Genomic DNA, 19,331 nt, shown 5'->3' with positions numbered 1-19,331 from the left:
GCGGCAGCCCCTCGGACAGGCATGGCGCCTGCCCAGACTCATTCGTCGGGTCGAATCTCCCCCGGTCTTGAGTACTTTTGGAGTACCGGCTATTCGATGTTTCGCCGTTAACAGCCTCGGCGTCAGCCGTTATAGGGCAACGGCCTAGGCCGGCCTAGCGGCTTTTCAAATGCACACAGTGTGTAACGACGGTGTCGCACTCGCCATGGCATGCATGCGGTGCGGTGTCCCATTGCGGGACCGAAGTGGCGTGTGGAAGATGGTCGGAGCGATAGGATTCGAACCTACGACCCTCTGGTCCCAAACCAGATGCGCTACCAGACTGCGCTACGCTCCGACAAGGCTCCATTCTAGCGGGCAGCCCGCTCGCAGCGCCGAACTCATCCATCCCGTGAAGAAGTTGGTGGCGCGCCCGCCGCAAAGCGGGCGCCGCGAATTGCCCCGCGCACCGGCCGCGTGCTAACTTCAAAGGCTTTGCCCGCGCCACGCCCTCCCTGATGAAGTTCCAACTGACCATTGCCCGCAAACTGATCGGGCTCAGCATCGTTGCCGTCGCCTGCCTGGCAGCCTCCGGGTTCGCCGGCCTCGTGGCCCGCCACTACCTCACGGTGGGCGCCGACCGCGTGCTGCTGGCGCAGGAAGCCCTGCGGGCCCAGGCCGCGGCGGACCAGGCGCATGACGCGCTGCGGGGCGACGTGCTGTCCGCGATGCTCAGCGCCAAGGAGATCGACCCGAATGAGGTGAAGGCGGTGCGCAAGTCCGTGCAGGCGGATGCCGCCGAACTCACGCAATCCATGCGCAAGCTGGAAACCCTGGACATCGGCCCCGCCGCCCGCGCCGCTGTGGCGAAGGTCCGCCCCACGCTGGAAGCCTACGTGGCGCAGGCGAACGCGCTGGCCGGCCTGGCCTACACCGACCGGCTGGCGGCCCAGGGGCAGCTGCCCGCCTTCGGCGCCAGCTTCGAACAGCTGGCGCAGGAGATGGCCGCCCTTGGCGACCTGATCGCCGCCAACGCGCGCGAGGCGGAAGCGCAGAGCCGCGCGACTTCGGAACTGACCGGCCTGGTGGTCGGCATCGGCACGGTGCTCGCCGCCCTCGTGCTCCTGCTCGTGAGCTGGACGATCAGCCGCTCCATCGTGCGCCGCATCGGCGAAGCCGTGCGCGTGGCGCAGACGGTGGCCCAGGGCGACCTCACCTCGCACATCGTGGTGGAAGGCAACGACGAAACCGCGCAGCTGCTGGCAGCCCTCGCGCGCATGAACGACAACCTGGTCCGCCTGGTGGGCACGGTGCGCCAGAGCAGCGAAGGCATCGCCAGCGGCAGCGTGCAGATCGCGAACGGCAACCAGGACCTGAGCCAGCGCACCGAGGAACAGGCCAGCAACCTGCAGCAGACGGCCGCCTCGATGGAGCAGATCAGCGCTACCGTGCGCGCCAACGCGGACACCACCCGCACCGCCAGCGACATGGCCGCGGCGACCAGCCAGGCCGCGCGCGTCAGCGGCGCCGCCGTCGCCGACCTGGTGGCGACGATGGAAGACATAACGGCCGCCAGCCGCCGCATCAGCGAGATCACCGGCGTGATCGACGGCATCGCCTTCCAGACCAACATCCTCGCGCTGAACGCCGCCGTCGAGGCGGCGCGTGCGGGCGACCAGGGCCGGGGCTTTGCCGTGGTGGCGGCGGAAGTGCGCACCCTGGCGCAGCGCAGCGCCGCGGCGGCCAAGGAGATCAAGGGCCTGATCGGCGCCAGCGTGGAGAAGGTCGGCGCGGGCGAGCGCCAGGCGGCCCATGCCGGCAGCAGCATGGGCGCGGTGGTGCGCCAGGCCGAGGAAATGACGGCGCTGCTGGCCGAGATCAGCAGCGCGACACAGGAGCAGAACAAGGGCGTGGCCGAGGTGAGCCACGCGGTGACGCAGATGGACCACGTCACCCAGAGCAATGCTTCCCTCGTCGAGGAAGCGGCCGCCGCCGCCGAGAGCCTCAGCCGCCAGGCCGAGATGCTGGTGCGCGCGGTGTCGGCCTTCCGGGTCGAGGCGAACCTGCCGTTCGCCCCGGCGCCTCAGAGCTTGACGTATTCGTAGTCGACGGCGTTGGCGTTGATGCCGCGGTCGGGCGGCGCGATCCAGCCGGCCATCTTGCCCGGCTCGGTCACGCGCTGCATCAGGCTCTTGACGAAGGCGATGTCCTCCGGCGTCGGCAGCCAGTCGTTCTTCTTGGCGTCGAACTCGGCCTGCGTGATCGGCTGGCCTTCGGGCGTGGTGGGCACGCCGGCCCAGACGCCGACGTTGCGGCGGAAGCGCGTGGACGGCAGCTTCAGCTCGAACGGCACGCCGGCGCGCTTGATCGCCATGTTCCAGCGCGTCACGCCGACATTGCAGTCCTTCACGTACTCCAGGCGCGTCACCTCGTTGATGCCGTTGCGCACGCTGATGGACTCGTCCTTCAGGCCGCCCTGGCCGTCCGGCACCTTGATGGTCATGGAGGTGTCGACTTCGCGGTGGTCGGCGAACTTGGCTTCGTCCGGCCGGCCCTTGATGCCGTTGGCGAAGTAGTTCGCGGCGTTCGACGAGGCTTCGGAGCCGAACAGGTCGAGCGAGCTGGTGAACCAGAAGTTCATGAACTTCTGGATAGTGGGCAGGTCGATGGCGCCGGCCTCGCGCACCTTCTTCCAGTCGTCGGTGTCCAGCTCCTTCATCACTTCCAGGCTGCGCTTGATGACGCGGCCGACCCCGGTCTCGCCCACGAACATGTGGTGCGCTTCCTCGGTCAGCATGAACTTGGTCGTTCGGGCCAGCGGGTCGAACGCGCTCTCGGCAAAGGACTTGAGCTGGAACTTGCCGTCGCGGTCGGTGAAGTAGGTGAACATGAAGAAGGACAGCCAGTTGTCCATGGGCTCGTTGAAGGTGCCCAGGATGCGCGGCTTGTCGGCGTCGCCGCTGTGACGCATCAGCAGTTCTTCCGCCTCTTCGCGGCCATCGCGGCCGAAGTGCGCGTGCAGCAGGTAGACCATGGCCCACAGGTGGCGGCCCTCTTCCACGTTCACCTGGAACAGGTTGCGCAGGTCGTACAGCGAAGGCGCGGTGTGGCCCAGCAGGCGCTGCTGTTCCACCGAGGCCGGCTCGGTGTCGCCCTGCGTCACGATCAGGCGGCGGAAGGTGGAGCGGTATTCGCCGGGCACGTCCTGCCAGACCTCCTCGCCCATGTGGTCGCCGAAGCCGATCTTGCGGTCCGCCTCCTTGTCCGCCAGGAAGATGCCCCAGCGGTAGTCGGGCATGGGCGTGTAGCCGTACTGGGCCCAGCCCTGGGCGTCGACGCCCACGGCGGTGCGCAGGTACACCTCCTTGGCCTTGAAGTCGCTCGGCCCCATCTCGTCCCACCAGTTGAGGAAGGCGGGCTGCCAGTGCTCCAGGGCGCGTTGCAGCTGGCGGTTGTCGCCCAGCGCAACGTTGTTGGGGATCTTGGCTTGCAGGTCGATCGTGCTCATGGTTAAACCCTTTTCCAGTCGAACTTGGCTTTCTTGCCCGTTCCGAACAATTTCAGTGCACCTTCTTCACCGACCGCGTTGGGCCGGATGAAGATCCAGTTCTGCCAGGCGCTCAGCCGCCCGAACACCCGCGTCTCCATCGTCTCCTTGCCCGGGAAGCGCAGCGAGGCTTCCATGCCGGTCAGCGCATCGGGCGAGAGCGAGGCACGCTCCTCCAGCATCAGCCGGATCTCGTCGTCCCAGTCGATGTCGTCCGGCGTCAGCGTGACCAGACCGAGGCCGAGCGCCTGGTCGGCGCGCAGGGCGCTGTCCTGCAGGCCATGCAACTGTTCCACCGTCGCCTGGTCTTCGTTGAAGCGGGTCTGCAGGCGCGTGAGGCCGTTCACGACGGGGTAGCGGCCGAAGTTGGCTTCGTTCAGGCGCAGCGCCGGCGCGGCGTCGGGCGCATCGGGCAGGTCCAGCATGTAGATGCGGTCGCAGGCCAGCGCCAGTTCGTAGAAGGTGCCGGCAAAGCAGGAGCCCTCGTCCACCAGTGCGATCAGCGAGCGGCTCGTGACGTCCAGGCGGGCCAGCGTGCGGCGCAGCGCGCCGATGGTCTCGCGCACCAGCCAGTGGTCCTGTTGCTGCTCCAGCACCGAGTCGGCCTGCATCACCAGGTTGGCGTCGCCGCGGGTCTTGAGCACCCAGGTGCCGATCTCGAGCTCGTTGGTGCGCAGGTTCAGGATCGCGTCGTCCAGTTCACGGGCGAACTGCAGCGGCCACCAGTTCACGCCGGCGGCGACGATGGCGTCGGGCGTGCCCTCGATCGCCTTGGCCGGGGCCTGGACGGTGAAGGTGGCGATGCGGGTGGCGCGGTCGACCTGCACGTCTACCACGCCGTAGTGGTAGCCCTGCTCGTCGATCTTCCGCTGCACCGGCGTCAGCGCGATGCCCTGCGGGGGCCCACTGCGCTTCGACTGCGCGCGCAGCGCCGCGACCTCGTGGTCGACCAGCGCGCCGAAAGCCTGCGGCTTGGCATGGCCGTCGATCAGCTTCCAGTCCTTGGCGCGGTCGGCGCGCACGCCTTCACTGGTGGTGCAGAAGATGTCGGCCAGGTCGCGCCGCACCTTGCGCTTGTCGGTCACGCGCGTCAGGCCGCCGGTGCCGGGCAGCACGCCCAGCAGCGGCACTTCGGGCAGGCTGACGGTGGACGAGTGGTCGTCCACCATCACGATGCGGTCGCAGGCCAGGGCCAGTTCGTAGCCGCCGCCCGCGCAGGCGCCGGTCACGGCGGCCACCGCCTTCAGGCCTTCATTGCGCGACGAGTCTTCCAGGCCGTTGCGCGTCTCGTTGGTGAACTTGCAGAAGTTCACCTTCCAGGCGTGGGTGGACAGGCCCAGCATGTAGATGTTGGCGCCGGAGCACCAGATGCGGTCCTTGCCGCTTTCGAACACCACCACCTTGACGGCCGGGTGCTCGAAGCGGATGCGGTTGAGGGCGTCGTGCAGTTCGATGTCGACGCCCAAGTCGTAGCTATTCAGCTTGAGCTTGTAGCCGGGCTTGATGCCGCCGTCCTCGTCGATGTCCAGCTTCAGGCGGGCGACCTCGCCGTCGACGGCCAGGGTCCAGTGGCGGTAGCGCGAAGGATCGGTGGCAAAGCTCACCAGCTCGCGCTCCTCGCCGGCCAGGGTCTGCTTGAACAGCAGCGGTTCGGTCATGGCATTCATTCGTCTGTCTCCAGGGCTCTCAGGCGACAGCGGGCACGGCCCGCTGCAGGTCTTTCAGGGATTGCTTCACGCTGCGGGCCGCCGTGTCAACCACGGCGTCGGCGCGGGCATAGAGGGCTTCACGGCTGGCCAGGATGCGCCGGATGTCGTCCAGCGCCTCGCCCATCGCGTGGCTGTCGTCGCTGCCGCTGGCATTGAAAGGGCGCAGGTCGCCCTGCGCCACCACGCGGCTCATGTGCTCTTCGGGGCTGGCCTTGACCCAGACGCAATAGAAATGGCTTTGCAGCAGCTCGAAGGTCTCGCGCTCGCTGACGATGCTGCCGCCGGTGGTCATCACCACGCCTTGCGCATGCTCCTCGGCGATGCGCAGCAGCGCGCGCCTTTCGTAGCGGCGGTAGCCGGCCTGGCCGTGCAGCAGGAGGATCTCGTTCATGCTGGTGCCGGCCTCGCGCTCGATCTCGCGATCGAGTTCGATGAAGGGAACGCCGCGGTCGGCCGCAAGCTGCGCGCCCAGCGTGGACTTGCCGGCACCGCGCAGGCCGACCAGCGCGATGCGCTGCTCGCGGCCCTGCGCATCGGCCAGGCCGAAGCTCGCGGCCAGCAGCGTGTACGCCTGCTCCAGCTGCGTGTCGTCCAGGCGGCCGAGCAGTCCCGTCGCGCGGGCCAGCACCGGCCGCGGCGCGTCCTGCAGCAGGTCGAGGATGGTGATGTTGAGCGCGCGGGCCGCGGCTTCCAGCGAGTTGATCGAGACGTTGCCCTTGCCGCCCTCGACGTCGGCGAGGAAGCGCTCGGAAAGACCGGAGTCGGCGGCCAGCTGCTTGCGCGTCATGCCGCGGCGCGCGCGCCAGGCCCGCACGCGCGCGCCAAGCTCCGCCAGCGTGGCGCGGTTGTCAAGGGCTTCGGGGGTGCTGGTTTGCATGGACTTGCGCTAGATCAAGATTGCAGTATACTTCCTTCAACTCGAATGTCAAGCAGTTTACTGCATGTGAGGCCCGCATGAAGCTCAAGATCCTCGTCGGCACCATGACCAGCACCGCCGATTACGTGGCGCAGGCCATCCAGATGGATTGCGCCGACCTGGTCGAGGCCATCGAAGTGACGCTGATGGACAACCTGGACATCACGGCCTTCGACGATCCGGATGCGCTATATCTCATTTGTTCCAGCACCTACGGCTCCGGCGACGTTCCCGACAACGCCCGCGCGCTCTACGACTCGCTGGACCTGCAACCCAAGTTCCTCGGCCACGTCCGCTACGGCGTGATCGCCCTGGGCGACCGCACCTATTCGCAGACCTTCTGCTTCGGCGGCAAGAAGTTCGACGAGCGCCTGCAAGGCCTGGGCGCCCAGCGCATCGGCGAAGTCTGGTGCCACGATGCGAGCGCGGGCACGCTGCCCGAAGAACTCGGCACGGTGTGGTGCCGCGAATGGCTGGAGAAGGAAGCGATTCCGGCGATGACGAAGGACAAGCAGCCTGCATAAACGCACGTCATCCCGGGCCTGACCCGGGATCCAGCCCCGGTGCGCGGACGACCCCGGGAGCTGGATTGCGAGTCGAGCCCGCAATGACAAACCATCCGGCGCCCCGAGGAGACAACATGCACCTGAGCCACGCCGACCACAGCACCAGTCCGCCCCGCATCGAGATCCCCCGCGACTACAACGCCGCGCACGACCTGCTGCAGCGCAATGCCGCCCGCTACGACAAGGTCGCCTTTGTCGACGCCGCCAGCGGGGAGCAGCTCACCTACGGCCAGCTCGCGGAGCAATCCCACCGCTTCGCCAACGCGCTGCGCACGCGCGGCTTCACGCCGGAAACCCGCGTGATGATCGCCATGCTCGACACGCTCGAGTGGCCGGTCGTGTTCCTCGGCTGCATCCTGGCGGGCGTGGTTCCCATCGCGGCCAACACGCTGCTCACCGCGAAGGACTTCGACTTCATGCTGCGCGATTCGCGCGCGCAGGCCCTCTTCGTCTCCAGGCCGCTGCTACCCACCTTCGAGCCGCTGGTGGGCAAGATCTCCTCGCTGCAGCACATGTTCGTCGCGGGCGACCAGGGCGAACATTCGGTGGCGCATCTCGTCGCGTCGGGCAGCGCCGGCCAGGAAGTGGCCGGCACCTGCAGCGACGACGCCTGCTTCTGGCTGTATTCCAGCGGCTCCACCGGCACGCCCAAGGGCACGGTGCACCTGCACAGCCACCTGGTGCAGACCGCCGAACTCTATGGCCGCGCGGTGCTGGGCATCCGCGAGAGCGACGTCGTGTATTCCGCGGCCAAGCTGTTCTTCGCCTACGGCCTGGGCAACGCCCTCACCTTCCCCATGAGCGTGGGCGCCACCGCGGTGCTGCTGCCCGCGCGGCCGACGCCGGACGCGGTGTTCGGCCTGCTGAAGAAATTCCAGCCGACCCTCTTCTATGGCGTGCCCACGCTCTATGCCGCGCTGCTGGCCGACGCCGGCCGGCCGCAGAAGAAGGAACTGAAGCTGCGCGTCTGCGCCAGCGCCGGCGAGGCCCTGCCCGCGGAAATCGGCAGGCGCTGGACCGAGGAATACGGCTGCGAGATCCTCGACGGCATCGGCTCCACCGAGATGCTGCACATCTTCCTGTCCAACCGTCCCGGCAAGGTGCGCTACGGCACGACCGGGCAGGCGGTGCCGGGCTACCAGCTGCGCATCGTCGGCGACGATGGCCGCGAGTGCGGCGACGGCGAGATCGGCGAGCTGCAGATCGGCGGCCCGAGCGCCGCGATCATGTACTGGAACAACCGCGCCAAGACCAAGCACACCTTCGCCGGCGAGTGGACGCGCAGCGGCGACAAGTACACGCGCGACGCCGACGGCTACTACACCTATGGCGGCCGCAGCGACGACATGCTGAAGGTCGGCGGCATCTACGTCTCCCCGTTCGAGGTGGAAGCGTGCCTGATGACGCATGCAGCCATCCTGGAAGCCGCGGTCATCGGCGTGGCCGACAGCGATGGCCTGGTGAAGCCCAAGGCTTACGTGGTGCTGAAGGCGGGCCAGCAGGCCAGCGCCGAGGACCTGCAGGCGCACGTGAAGTCGCTGCTCGCGCCCTACAAGTACCCGCGCTGGATCGCCTTCGTGCCGGAGCTGCCGAAGACGGCCACCGGCAAGATCCAGCGCTTCAAGCTGCGTGCCGCGAACTGATGTCATCCCCGCGAAGGCGGGGAGCCAGGAAGCGCGCGGCGCGCGCTGCTTCAACGCTCTGGATTCCCGCCTTCGCGGGAATGACGAAATTGCGGGAAACCCATGTGGCACGATTCGCGCACATCGGGTAGAAATGCTTTAGGCCTAAACTAATTGAAAAGTAAGGAGCATCCATGACCTCTCGCCGCCTCGTCCTCTCGCGTGGTGCCGCCATCGTCGGCGCCGCGTCGACCGGCCTGCTGCTGCCCCAGATCGCCCGCGCGCAGTCGAACAAGATCCGCGTCGGCCTGATGCTCCCGTACACGGGCACCTTCGCGCAGCTGGGCGTGGCCATCGAGAACGGCGTGCGCATGGCGATCAACGAAAAGGGCGGCAAGCTGGGCGGCCGCGAGATCGAGTGGTTCAAGGTCGACGACGAATCCGAGCCGTCCAAGGGCGTCGAGAATGCCAACCGCCTCGTGCAGCGCGACAAGGTCGACGTCCTGATCGGCACCGTGCATTCGGGCGTGCAGATGGGCATCCAGCGCGTGGCGCGCGAGTCCGGCGTGCTGAACCTGATCCCCAACGCCGGCGTGCATGCCGCCACCCGCGCGCTGTGCGCCCCCAACGTCTTCCGCACCTCCTTCACCAACAGCCAGCCTACGCTGGCGCTGGGCAAGCCCATGATGGACAAGGGCCTGAAGAAGACGGTTTGGATCACCTGGAAGTACGCGGCCGGCGACGAGGCCTTCGAAGGCTTCAAGGAAAGCTACACCAAGGCCGGCGGCACGATCGTCAAGGAACTGGGCCTGCCCTTCCCCAACGTGGAATTCCAGGCGCTGCTGACCGAGATCGCCTCGCTGCGTCCCGACGCCGTGGCCTGCTTCTTCGCCGGCGGTGGCGCCGCCAAGTTCATCCGCGACTACGCCGCCGCGGGCCTGAAGGACAAGATCCCGCTGTGGGGCTCGGGCTTCCTGACCGAAGGCGTGCTGGACGCCGCCGGCCCGGCCGCCGACGGCATCATGACCACCATGCACTACGCCGATTCGCTGGACACGCCGCGCAACAACCAGTTCCGCACGGCCTACGCCACGCAGTTCAAGATGCAGCCGGATGTGTATGCCGTGCAGGGCTACGACACCGGCCTGCTGCTCGCGCAGGGCCTGGCCGCCGTCAAGGGCGACATCGGCAACAAGGCTGCGCTGTACAAGGCGCTGGAGACCCAGACCATCGACAGCCCGCGCGGCAAGTGGACGATGAGCAAGTCGCACAACCCGATCCAGGACATCTACCTGCGCCGTGTGGAGAACAAGGACAACAAGGTGATCGGCATCGCGGCCAAGGCGCTGGCGGATTCGGGCGCCGGCTGCAAGATGGGCTGAGGGAAAAAGAATGTCATGCCGGGCTGGACCCGGCATCAGCGCCGGCTGCCATCCAGCCACGGGAGCTGGATCCCGGGGTGAGCCCGGGATGACAAGCCCCTGCGGGCACGCCACGTGCTTCCCGGATCGCGATGACTCTTTCCTCCTACTTCCTCTACCTCGCCGCCGTCGCCCTCCTGGTCGTCACGCCGGGCCCGACCATGTTGATGTGCGTGACGAACGCCATCAACCAGGGGCCGGCGAAAGCGCTGGCTTCGGCCGGCGGTGCGCTCGCAGCCAGCCTGGGCGTCATGCTGCTGTCGGCGCTGGGCCTGGGCGCCTTGCTCTCGGCTTCGGAGACGGCCTTCACGGCGCTGAAGCTCGCCGGCGCCGCCTACCTGGTCTGGCTGGGCATCCGCACCTTCCGCAAGGCGGGCGAGCCCCTGGTCGCGGCGCAAGCCCCGGCCGCGCGTTCCTTCTTCCTGCAAGGCCTGCTGGTCGGCGCCAGCAACCCGAAGGCGCTGATCTTCTTCGCCGCCTTCTTCCCGCAGTTCATCCAGCCGCAGGCGCCGCTCGCGCCGCAGTTCGCGCTGCTGGCGCTGACCTTCGTCGCTTGCGATGGCTTGATGCTGGCTGCCTGTGCCATCGGCGTCGGGCGGCTCGCGCCCTGGCTGCGCCGGGCTGACATCGTGCGCGCCGTCAACCGCACCTGCGGCGGCCTGTTCGCGCTGCTGGGCGGACTGCTGCTCTTCGCCCGCCGCCAAGCCTGATGGATTTCGCCAACTTCCTGATCCAGCTCCTGAACAGCGTGCAGTACGGCCTGCTGCTGTTCATGCTGGCCGCCGGCCTGACGCTGATCTTCGGCATCATGGGCGTGGTCAACCTCGCGCACGGCAGCTTCTACATGCTGGGCGCCTACCTCGCCTGGTCGCTCGCGGCCAGGACCGGCAGCCTGGCGCTGGCGATCGTGCTGGGCACGGCGCTGTCGGTTCTCTTCGGCCTCGCGCTGGAGCGGCTGTTGTTCCGCCACTTCTACCACCGCGACCACCTCGACCAGGTGCTGCTCACCTTCGGCCTGATCTACATCTTCGAGGAGATGCGCTCCATCCTCTGGGGCGACGACGTGCACGGCGTGCCCGTGCCAGCGCTGCTCGGCGCCTCGATCCAGCTGACCGACAACCTGTCCTACCCGGTCTATCGCCTGTTCATGTCGGGCGTGTGCGTGTTGCTGGCGCTGGGGCTCTACTACCTGATCGCGAAGACGCGCCTGGGCATGAAGATCCGCGCCGGCGCCTTCAACCACGCGATGACGGAGGCCCTGGGCATCAACATCAAGCTGATCCACGCAGTGGTGTTCGCGCTGGGCGTGGGCTTGGCCACCATTGCCGGCATGATCGCCGCGCCCATCTCCAGCGTGTATCCCAACATGGGCTCGCAGGTCCTGATCATGTGCTTCGTGGTGGTGGTGATCGGCGGCATCGGCTCGGTGCGCGGCGCACTCATCGCGGCGCTCCTGGTCGGGCTGGTCGACACCTTCGGCAAGGTGCTGCTGCCGCACGTGGCCGGGATGCTGGTCTACATGCTGATGGCAGCGGTGCTGCTGTGGAAGCCGGAAGGGCTGTTCAAGCAATGAGCCTCGCCTCCTCGCGCCTCGAGCAGCTGCCGCGCAGCCTGCAGCTCGTGCTGGCCCTGTGCCTGGTGGCCCTGGTCGCCTTTCCCTTCGTCGCCACCGACTTCTACGCCGCCATGGTGGCGCGCATGATGATCCTTGGCATCTTCGCGATGAGCCTCGACCTGCTGCAAGGCGTGACGGGCCTGGTGTCGCTGGGGCATGCCGCCTACTTCGGGCTGGCCGGCTACGCACTGGCTTTCCTCACGCCCGAGGGCAGCGCGGTCAGCCTGTGGTGGACGCTGCCGGCGGCCGTCGCCGCCTCCGGCCTCGCCGCCCTGGTGATCGGCTTCTTCGTGGTCCGCACCCACGGCATCTACTTCATCATGGTCACCATGGCCTTCGCGCAGATGGTGTTCTACCTGTTCTTCGACAACAAGGTGCTGGGCGGCTCAGACGGCATCTACATCAACTTCAAGCCGAACGCGCTGCTGTTCGACCTGGAGAACAAGAAGGCCTTCTACTACTTCACGCTGGCGATGCTGGTGCTGGTGTACCTGTTCCTGCGCCGCCTCCTCTTCAGCCCCTTTGGCCGGGCGCTGGCGGGCATCCGCGTCAACGAGCACCGCATGCGCGCGATGGGCTTCGGCACCTTCGGCTACAAGCTCGCGGCCTTCACGCTCTCGGGCGCGCTGGCCGGCCTGGCGGGCTACCTGTGGGGCGCGCAGACCGGCTTCGTCAATCCCGAGCTGATGGGTTTCCACATGAGCGCGCACGCGATCATGATGGTGATCCTGGGCGGCATGGGCAACTTCGCCGGCGCCATCGTCGGCGCCTTCGCCTTCGAGTACCTGCTGCACGTGGCCAAGGACCTGCCGCAGGTCGGCAGCTTCAATGCGGGCAAGCATTGGCAGCTGTGGACCGGCCTCTTCATCGTGCTGGTCGTCACCTTCGCCCCGCGCGGCCTGCTGGGCGTGCTGGAACGCGTGCTGCGCAGGAAGGACGCGCCATGAGCGAAATCCTGCTCGCCGCGCGGGGCCTCACCAAGCGCTTCGGCGGCCTCGCCGCGGTGAACGGCGTGACCCTGGACCTCGCGCGCGACCGCATCCACGCCGTAATCGGCCCCAATGGCGCCGGCAAGTCGACACTGACCAACCTGCTCTCCGGCGACCTCGCGCCCACCGAAGGCAGGATCACGCTGGGCGCCCACGACGTCACCGGCTGGAGCCCGGAGCGCATCTCGCGCGCCGGCCTGGGCCGCAGCTACCAGAAGACCAACATCTTCCTGCCCTTCACGGTGTGGGAGAACATCCGCCTCTCCGCGCAGTCACGCACGCCGCATGCGGCGCGCTGGCTGCAGCGCGCTGCCAGCGTCGCGGCCGCCAACGAACGCGCAGAGCGCGCGCTCGAACTGGCGGGCCTGCAGGCACGCCGCGATTTCCTCGCCGGCGCCATCAGCCACGGCGAGCAACGCCAGCTCGAAATCGCGATGACGCTCGCCACCGAGCCGCAGGTGCTGCTGCTCGACGAGCCGCTGGCCGGCATGGGCACCGCCGAAGCCGAACGCATGGTCGCCCTGCTCCTCAAGCTGAAACCGGGCCACGCGATGATGCTGGTGGAACACGACATGGACGCCGTGTTCGCCCTGGCCGATCGGCTCACCGTGATGGTCAACGGCCAGGTGATCGCCAGCGGCACGCCCGCCGAAGTGCGCGCCGACGCGAACGTGCAGTCCGCCTATCTCGGAGAAGAGGAAGCGCATGGCTGAACGCCTGATCGAAGCGCGCGACTTGCAGACTTATTACGGCGCGAGCCACATCCTGCGCGGCGTGGACTTCCACGTGGACCGCGGCGAGACCATCGGCCTCATGGGCCGCAACGGCATGGGCAAGAGCACGCTGCTGAAATCGCTGATGGGGCTGGTGCGGCCGCGCGGCGGCAGCGTCGCGGTGAAGGGCCGCGAGATGGTAGGCCGTCCTTCTTACGAAGTCGCGCAGCTCGGCGTTGCCTACGTCCCCGAAGGCCGCGGCATCTTCGGCAACCTCAGTGTCCGCGAAAACCTCGTGATGGCTGCGCGCGCCGGCACGCAGGGCCAACGCGACTGGACCTACGAGCGCGTGCTGGAAACCTTCCCGCGGCTGCAGGAAAGGCTGGGCCACGGCGGCCAGCAGCTTTCCGGCGGCGAGCAGCAGATGCTCACCATCGGCCGCGCGCTGATGACCAACCCGGATCTCCTCATCCTCGACGAGGCCACGGAGGGCCTTGCGCCGCTGATCGCCCGCGAGATCTGGCGCATCTGCGACCTGATCCGCACGAGCGGCATCTCGAGCATCATCGTCGACAAGAACTGGAAGCAGGTGACGCAGGTGACCGACCGCAACGTCATCCTCGTCAAGGGCGAAGTGGTGTACCACGGCAGCTCCGCCGACCTGCGGGCCCAACCGCAATTGCTCGACCAATACCTCGGGGTCTGAGGCTCAACTCTGCGTAGTCACGGCAGGCGCGACAGCTGACCGCTGCCTTCCGTACCGGCTGTAGGTTCAAGCCTACGCAGCTTGATCGGCGCATCCTTCAATGGTTGCGCTTGCGCCTGTCCAGAATGGCTCGCACAACGAAGCCAGGACATGAATCCGCAACTGTCCGAGACGGACCCCCAGCGCACCGGCAGGCAGGCCATCGAGCCGCACCGGCCCGGTGCGCGCCATGCCAGCCACCATCATCGCCAGTTCGAGGTGATGGGTGCGCACGCCAATGAGCGCGGCACCACCTTCACCGTGTGGGCGCCCAACGCGAGCGCGGTGGGCGTCATCGGCGCCTTCAACAGCTGGCATTGCGAACTGCTGCAGCGGCTGGACGACGGCAGTGGCCGCTGGAGCGGCTTCATCGAAGGCGCGCGCCCCGGCCAGCACTACAAGTACCGGCTGCAGAACGCCGAGGGGCACTGGGTCGACAAGGCCGACCCCTATGCCTTCCGCATGGAGCATCCGCCCGGCACCGCCTCGCAGATCTGGGACCTGGGCCACGAATGGGGCGACCAGGAATGGATGCGCACGCGCTGGCAGCGCCAGTCGCACGCCAGCCCGATGTCCATCTACGAGGTGCACCTGGGCTCGTGGCAGCGCGAGGAGGACGGCCGCTACCTGAACTATCGCGACATCGCGCTGCGCCTGGCGGCGCACTGCGAGAACCTGGGCTTCACGCACGTCGAGCTGATGCCGGTGGCGGAGCATCCGTTCTACGGCTCCTGGGGCTACCAGATCACCGGCTACTTCGCGCCGACCGCGCGCTACGGCACGCCGCAGGACCTGATGGTGTTCGTCGACACGCTGCACCAGCGCGGCATCGGCGTGATCCTCGACTGGGTGCCGTCGCACTTCCCGGCCGACCCGCATGCGCTGGCGCGCTTCGACGGCACCGCGCTGTACGAGCACGACGACCCGCGCCTGGGCTTCCACCCGCAGTGGAACAGCCTGATCTTCAACTACGGCCGCTACGAGGTCCGCGACTTCCTGATCTCCAACGCGGTCTTCTGGCTGGAGAAGTACCACTTCGACGGCCTGCGCGTCGATGCGGTGGCGTCCATGCTGTACCTGGACTTCGCCCGCAATCCCGGCGAGTGGATCCCCAACCAGCAGGGCGGCAACCAGAACCACGATGCGGTGCGTTTCCTGCAGGACCTCAATGCCTCGGTGTACGGCCACTTCCCCGACGTGCACGTGATCGCCGAGGAATCCACCGCGTGGCCCGCCGTGTCGCGCCCCGTGCACCACGGCGGCCTGGGCTTCGGCATGAAGTGGAACATGGGCTGGATGAACGACACGCTGCGCTACTACTCGCGGCCGCACTTCTACCGCCACTGGCATGCCGACGACATCCGCTTCTCCGCGGTCTACGCCTTCGACGAGAACTTCGTGCTGCCGCTGTCGCACGACGAAGTGGTCTACGGCAAGGGCAGCCTGCTGGGCCGCCAGCCCGGCGACGAGTGGCAGCGCTTCGCGGGCCTGCGCAACCTGTACGGCTACATGTGGGCGCACCCCGGCAAGAAGCTGCTGTTCATGGGCGGCGAGTTCGGCCAGCAGGAAGAGTGGCACCACGAACGCACGCTCGACTGGCACCTGTGGGCCCGGCCCTTCCACGCCGGCGTGGCCCGCTGGCTGGCCGACCTGAACGCGCTGTACCGCCGCCTGCCGGCCCTGCACGTGCACGACTTCGAGGGCGAGGGCTTCAGCTGGCTGCCCACCGAGCGGCCCGAAAGCACCATCCTCACCTTCCTGCGCCGCGGCGGCCCGGGCGATGCATTCGCTGTCGTGGTCTGCAACCTCACGGCCGAACCGCGGCCCGCGCTGCGCATCGCGCTGCCCGCAGCGGGCGACTGGCACGAGCTCCTGAACAGCGACGCCGCCGTCTACGGCGGCAGCGGCGTCGGCAACCTCGGCTGCGTGCGCGGCCAGGACGAGCCCCTGCACGGCTGGCCTGCCAGCGCCACCGTCACCGTACCGCCGCTGGGCGTCGTGATCCTCTCGAACCGGCCCGCCCCTTGAACCGAATCCAACAGGGAGATTTACATGCCCGCCAATAGAAACGTCCTCGCCTTCGTCATGGCCGGTGGGGAAGGCGCGCGCCTGCACCCGTTGACGGCCAACCGCTGCAAGCCGGCGGTGCCCTTCAACGGCAAGCACCGCATCGTCGACTTCGTGCTCTCGAACCTGGTCAACTCCGAGATCTATTCGACCTACCTGCTGGTGCAGTACAAGTCGCAGTCGCTGATCGAGCACGTGCGGCAGACGTGGACCATGGCGCGCTTCATGCCGCAGCAGTTCATCACCGTGGTGCCGCCGCAGATGCGCACCGGCCCGGCCTGGTTCCAGGGCACGGCCGACGCGGTGTACCAGAACATCCACCTGATCGAGAGCATGCAGCCGGACATCGTGGCGGTGTTCGGCGCCGATCACATCTACCGCATGGACATCCGGCAGATGATCGACTTCCACATCAGGAACAATGCGCAGGCGAGCGTGGCGACGATCCCGGTGTCGCTGCAGGAATGCGACCAGTTCGGCATCGTCGAGACCGACGACAACCACCGCATCGTCGACTTCAAGGAGAAGCCGCGCTCGGCCCGCCCCATGCCCGGCAGCCACACCCAGGCGCTGGCCTCCATGGGCAACTACATCTTCAACGCCGACGTGCTGCTTGCCCAGCTCAAGCGCATGCACGAGAACGGCGAGACCGATTTCGGCAAGCACATCTTGCCGTCGATGGTGAAGAGCCACAAACTGGTGGCCTATGACTTCGCCACCAACGTCATTCCCGGCACGCAGCCCTTCGAGGAGCACGCCTACTGGCGCGACGTCGGCACGATCGATGCCTATTACCAGGCGCATTTCGACACCCTGGGCGCGCAGCCGCGTTTCCGCATGACCAACCGCCACTGGCCGATCTACGCCAGCCCCGACCAGGCCGAGTCGGCCCAGATCGAGAACGGCATCATCAACCGCTCGGTGGTGGGCTCGGGCAGCATCGTCGACGGCGCCTCCCTCGACCACGCCATGCTGCGCCGCTCGGTGCTGGTGGAAAGGCACGCCCGCCTCGAACACTGCATCGTGATGGAGCGCTCCCGCATCGGCCGCGGCGCCGCCGTGCGCAACGCCATCATCGACCAGGACAACGACGTGCCGCCGGAAGAGAAGATCGGCTTCGACCTGGCGCGCGACCGCCAGCGCTTCCCGGTCACGCCCAACGGCGTGGTGGTGGTGCCGGCCGGCTACTTCCCGGCCCGCAAGTCCACCTCGACCTACCTGGCGCAGCTCGAAGAGGCCGCCAGCTTCACCGAGGCGCCCGCGCGGCTGGAGGCGGTCGCATGACGGCGCAAGCCGTCGACGCATCCAGCACCCCGCGCGCCAGCAGTCCACAGTCGGAGGCCGGGCAGCCCTGGCCGCTCGGCGCGACCTTGCGCGAGGGCGGCGTCAACTTCGCCGTCTATGCGAGCTCCGCCGAGAAGGTCGAGATCTGCATCTTCGACGCCGAAGGCAGGCAGGAGCAGCGGCGCATCGCCCTGCCCGGCCACACCGACGACGTCTGGCACGGTTTCGTGCCCGGCCTCGGTCCCGGCACGCGCTACGGCCTGCGGGTGCATGGACCTTACGAGCCGCTCCACGGCTGGCGCTGCAATCCCAACAAGCTGCTGCTCGACCCCTACGCGCGCGCCATCGACCGGCCCATGCGCGGCGCCGCGCACCAGTACGCCTACACGCTGGGCAGCGAGGAACGCGACCTGGTCCCGGACCCGACGGACAACGGCGCGCAGGCGGCGAAGTGCCTGGTGGTCGATCCCGCCTTCGACTGGGGCGACGACAGGCATCCCGCCACCCCGATGGCCGACAGCGTGTTCTACGAAGTGCATGTGCGCGGCTTCACCAAGCTGATGGAGGACGTGCCGGAAAACCTGCGCGGCACCTACGCCGGCCTGGGCACGGAGCCGGCCATCGCGCACTTGAAGAAGCTGGGCGTGACTGCGGTGGAACTGCTGCCGGTGCACGCCTTCAACGACGAGCGCCGCCTCATCGAGCTGGGCCTGGCCAACTACTGGGGCTACAACAGCATCGGCTTCTTCGCGCCGGAGCCGCGCTACTTCGCGCGGGCCGGCGACATCGCCGAATTCAAGCGCATGGTGAAGGCGCTGCACGCCGCGGGCATCGAGGTGATCCTGGACGTGGTCTACAACCACAGCTGCGAGGGCAACCACCTGGGCCCCACGCTGTGCTTCAAGGGCATCGACAACCGCAGCTACTACCGCCTGACCGAGGACCACCGGCACTACCTGGACTTCACCGGCACCGGCAACACGCTGAATGCCAGCCATCCGGCCATGCTGCGCCTGGTGATGGACAGCCTGCGCTACTGGGTGGAAGAGATGCACGTCGACGGCTTCCGCTTCGACCTGCTGCCGGCGATTGCCCGCAACGGCACCGGCGGTTTCGAGCACCGTTCGCCCTTCCTGTCCGCCGTGGCGCAGGACCCGGTCCTCAAGCGCGTGAAGCTGATCGCCGAGCCCTGGGACCTGGGCGACCACGGCTACCAGGTGGGCGGCTTCCCGCTCGGCTGGTGCGAGTGGAACGGCCAGTACCGCGACCGCGTGCGCGACTACTGGCGCGGCACCGAGGGCAGCCTGCCGGATTTCGCCGCGGCGCTCTGCGGCTCGGCGGACATCTACGGCCCCTCGCGCCGGGGACCTCGGGCCAGCGTCAACATCATCACGGTGCACGACGGCTTCACGCTCAACGACCTGGTGAGCTACAACGACAAGCACAACGAAGCCAACGCCGAGGACAACCGCGACGGCGAGAGCCACAACCGCAGCTGGAACTGCGGCGCCGAAGGCGAGACCGAGGACCCCGAGATCCTGGCCTTCCGCGAACGGCAGAAGCGCAACTTCCTCACCACCTTGTTCGCCTCGCGCGGCGTCCCGCTGCTGCTGGGCGGCGACGAGATGAGCCGCAGCCAGGGCGGCAACAACAACGCCTATTGCCAGGACAACGCGATCAGCTGGTTCGACTGGAGCGAGAAACGGCGCAACGACCCGCTGATCGCCTTCACCAGCGCCATGCTGCGGCTGCGGCGCGAACTGCCGGTGCTGCGCCGCGACGCCTGGCTCACCGGCCAGCCCGACGAGCACGGCCGCCGCGACATCGGCTGGTACAGCGTCTGGGGCCTGGAGATGACCGAGGAGGAATGGACCAACCCGGCGGTGCGCTGCGTGGCGGCGGTGCTCGATTCGCGCTATGCCCATCCGCAGGAGGAGTCCGACCGGTCGGTGCTGCTGGTCTTCAACGCCACCGGCGAGGACGCCACCTTCACCCTGCCCGAAGTGCCCGGCCACGGAGACGAATGGCTCTTGCGCATCTACACCGGCGAAGGACACTTCGAGGAAGCCGATGCGCGGCGCTACGCGCCCGGCGCCAAGCTGGAGCTGCTGTCCCATTCGATGGCCCTGCTGACCCAGAAGCCGCAGGAGTGAACCTT

Annotated in this window: 15 protein-coding genes and 1 tRNA gene; 12 read left to right on the top strand and 4 right to left on the bottom strand. The window is 67.8% G+C overall.

Annotated features, from left to right (window positions below; translation table 11 throughout):
• Positions 1 to 260: 260 nt before the first annotated feature.
• Positions 261 to 337 (bottom strand) — tRNA-Pro (locus LZ009_RS11180).
• A gap of 160 nt (positions 338 to 497) precedes the next feature.
• On the opposite strand from LZ009_RS11180, the gene LZ009_RS11175 reads away from it, so the two are divergent.
• Positions 498 to 2,084, top strand: coding sequence for a methyl-accepting chemotaxis protein (locus LZ009_RS11175; protein ID WP_275698005.1), 1,587 nt, complete (start codon positions 498 to 500; stop codon positions 2,082 to 2,084).
• On the opposite strand, the gene boxB is transcribed toward LZ009_RS11175, so the two are convergent.
• The 3 genes from boxB to LZ009_RS11160 are packed head-to-tail and all read right to left on the bottom strand — an operon-like array spanning position 2,063 to position 6,112.
• Entirely contained in the window at positions 2,063 to 3,487 is a 1,425-nt protein-coding gene (boxB, locus tag LZ009_RS11170; protein ID WP_275698004.1) for a benzoyl-CoA 2,3-epoxidase subunit BoxB, read from the bottom strand. The two genes, LZ009_RS11175 and boxB, sit on opposite strands and share 22 nt — an antisense overlap.
• Before the next feature lie 2 nt (positions 3,488 to 3,489).
• Positions 3,490 to 5,184 carry a 2,3-epoxybenzoyl-CoA dihydrolase gene (gene boxC / locus LZ009_RS11165; RefSeq protein WP_430300272.1) on the bottom strand — a complete coding sequence of 565 codons (1,695 nt, stop codon included), beginning with the start codon at positions 5,182 to 5,184 and terminating at the stop codon, positions 3,490 to 3,492.
• Between the two features lie 28 nt (positions 5,185 to 5,212).
• A complete protein-coding gene (locus tag LZ009_RS11160; protein ID WP_275698002.1) occupies positions 5,213 to 6,112 on the bottom strand; it encodes a helix-turn-helix transcriptional regulator in 900 nt (299 codons plus the stop codon).
• 77 nt (positions 6,113 to 6,189) lie between these two features.
• Between LZ009_RS11160 and LZ009_RS11155 the strand changes: the two genes are divergently transcribed.
• From LZ009_RS11155 to glgX, 11 genes are all read left to right on the top strand, one after another.
• Positions 6,190 to 6,675, top strand: a complete 486-nt coding sequence (locus tag LZ009_RS11155) for a flavodoxin domain-containing protein (protein ID WP_275698001.1) — start codon at positions 6,190 to 6,192, stop codon at positions 6,673 to 6,675.
• 116 nt (positions 6,676 to 6,791) lie between these two features.
• The gene (locus tag LZ009_RS11150) at positions 6,792 to 8,360 is read left to right on the top strand and encodes a benzoate-CoA ligase family protein (RefSeq protein WP_275698000.1); all 1,569 of its coding nucleotides are present in this window, start codon (positions 6,792 to 6,794) and stop codon (positions 8,358 to 8,360) included.
• Between the two features lie 173 nt (positions 8,361 to 8,533).
• The gene (locus tag LZ009_RS11145; protein WP_275697999.1) at positions 8,534 to 9,721 is read left to right on the top strand and encodes an ABC transporter substrate-binding protein; all 1,188 of its coding nucleotides are present in this window, start codon (positions 8,534 to 8,536) and stop codon (positions 9,719 to 9,721) included.
• 131 nt (positions 9,722 to 9,852) lie between these two features.
• On the top strand, positions 9,853 to 10,470 hold the full coding sequence (locus LZ009_RS11140; protein WP_275697998.1) for a LysE family translocator: 618 nt from the start codon (positions 9,853 to 9,855) through the stop codon (positions 10,468 to 10,470).
• Positions 10,470 to 11,333, top strand: a complete 864-nt coding sequence (locus LZ009_RS11135; RefSeq protein ID WP_275697997.1) for a branched-chain amino acid ABC transporter permease — start codon at positions 10,470 to 10,472, stop codon at positions 11,331 to 11,333. The genes LZ009_RS11140 and LZ009_RS11135 overlap by 1 nt, the downstream gene beginning before the upstream one ends.
• Positions 11,330 to 12,322, top strand: a complete 993-nt coding sequence (locus LZ009_RS11130) for a branched-chain amino acid ABC transporter permease (protein ID WP_275697996.1) — start codon at positions 11,330 to 11,332, stop codon at positions 12,320 to 12,322. The genes LZ009_RS11135 and LZ009_RS11130 overlap by 4 nt, the downstream gene beginning before the upstream one ends.
• Positions 12,319 to 13,077, top strand: coding sequence for an ABC transporter ATP-binding protein (locus tag LZ009_RS11125; RefSeq protein WP_275697995.1), 759 nt, complete (start codon positions 12,319 to 12,321; stop codon positions 13,075 to 13,077). The genes LZ009_RS11130 and LZ009_RS11125 overlap by 4 nt, the downstream gene beginning before the upstream one ends.
• Positions 13,070 to 13,783, top strand: coding sequence for an ABC transporter ATP-binding protein (locus tag LZ009_RS11120; RefSeq protein WP_275697994.1), 714 nt, complete (start codon positions 13,070 to 13,072; stop codon positions 13,781 to 13,783). Before LZ009_RS11125 ends, LZ009_RS11120 begins: the two co-directional genes overlap by 8 nt.
• 150 nt (positions 13,784 to 13,933) lie before the next feature.
• Complete coding sequence (gene glgB, locus LZ009_RS11115) at positions 13,934 to 15,850, top strand: 1,4-alpha-glucan branching protein GlgB (RefSeq protein ID WP_275697993.1); 1,917 nt, start codon at positions 13,934 to 13,936, stop codon at positions 15,848 to 15,850.
• 24 nt (positions 15,851 to 15,874) lie between these two features.
• Positions 15,875 to 17,173 (top strand): glucose-1-phosphate adenylyltransferase, encoded by a 1,299-nt coding sequence (locus LZ009_RS11110; protein WP_346730739.1) that lies wholly within the window; start codon positions 15,875 to 15,877, stop codon positions 17,171 to 17,173.
• The gene (gene glgX / locus LZ009_RS11105) at positions 17,170 to 19,326 is read left to right on the top strand and encodes a glycogen debranching protein GlgX (RefSeq protein ID WP_275697992.1); all 2,157 of its coding nucleotides are present in this window, start codon (positions 17,170 to 17,172) and stop codon (positions 19,324 to 19,326) included. The genes LZ009_RS11110 and glgX overlap by 4 nt, the downstream gene beginning before the upstream one ends.
• Positions 19,327 to 19,331: the final 5 nt, after the last annotated feature.

The sequence above is a fragment of the Ramlibacter paludis genome (assembly GCF_022012305.1).
Classification (GTDB): Bacteria; Pseudomonadota; Gammaproteobacteria; order Burkholderiales; family Burkholderiaceae_C; genus Ramlibacter; species Ramlibacter paludis.
This window is presented reverse-complemented; position numbering and strand designations above follow the sequence as displayed.

Excerpts from the sequence above, each read along its gene's own strand:
- glgX (WP_275697992.1), top strand. The coding sequence starts at position 17,170 with ATGACGGCGCAAGCCGTCGACGCATCCAGCACCCCGCGCGCCAGCAGT.
- LZ009_RS11135 (WP_275697997.1), top strand. The coding sequence starts at position 10,470 with ATGGATTTCGCCAACTTCCTGATCCAGCTCCTGAACAGCGTGCAGTAC.
- LZ009_RS11140 (WP_275697998.1), top strand. The coding sequence starts at position 9,853 with ATGACTCTTTCCTCCTACTTCCTCTACCTCGCCGCCGTCGCCCTCCTG.
- LZ009_RS11110 (WP_346730739.1), top strand. The coding sequence starts at position 15,875 with ATGCCCGCCAATAGAAACGTCCTCGCCTTCGTCATGGCCGGTGGGGAA.
- LZ009_RS11150 (WP_275698000.1), top strand. The coding sequence starts at position 6,792 with ATGCACCTGAGCCACGCCGACCACAGCACCAGTCCGCCCCGCATCGAG.
- LZ009_RS11155 (WP_275698001.1), top strand. The coding sequence starts at position 6,190 with ATGAAGCTCAAGATCCTCGTCGGCACCATGACCAGCACCGCCGATTAC.
- LZ009_RS11130 (WP_275697996.1), top strand. The coding sequence starts at position 11,330 with ATGAGCCTCGCCTCCTCGCGCCTCGAGCAGCTGCCGCGCAGCCTGCAG.
- LZ009_RS11125 (WP_275697995.1), top strand. The coding sequence starts at position 12,319 with ATGAGCGAAATCCTGCTCGCCGCGCGGGGCCTCACCAAGCGCTTCGGC.
- glgB (WP_275697993.1), top strand. The coding sequence starts at position 13,934 with ATGAATCCGCAACTGTCCGAGACGGACCCCCAGCGCACCGGCAGGCAG.
- LZ009_RS11175 (WP_275698005.1), top strand. The coding sequence starts at position 498 with ATGAAGTTCCAACTGACCATTGCCCGCAAACTGATCGGGCTCAGCATC.
- boxC (WP_430300272.1), bottom strand. The coding sequence starts at position 5,184 with ATGACCGAACCGCTGCTGTTCAAGCAGACCCTGGCCGGCGAGGAGCGC.
- LZ009_RS11120 (WP_275697994.1), top strand. The coding sequence starts at position 13,070 with ATGGCTGAACGCCTGATCGAAGCGCGCGACTTGCAGACTTATTACGGC.
- LZ009_RS11160 (WP_275698002.1), bottom strand. The coding sequence starts at position 6,112 with ATGCAAACCAGCACCCCCGAAGCCCTTGACAACCGCGCCACGCTGGCG.
- boxB (WP_275698004.1), bottom strand. The coding sequence starts at position 3,487 with ATGAGCACGATCGACCTGCAAGCCAAGATCCCCAACAACGTTGCGCTG.
- LZ009_RS11145 (WP_275697999.1), top strand. The coding sequence starts at position 8,534 with ATGACCTCTCGCCGCCTCGTCCTCTCGCGTGGTGCCGCCATCGTCGGC.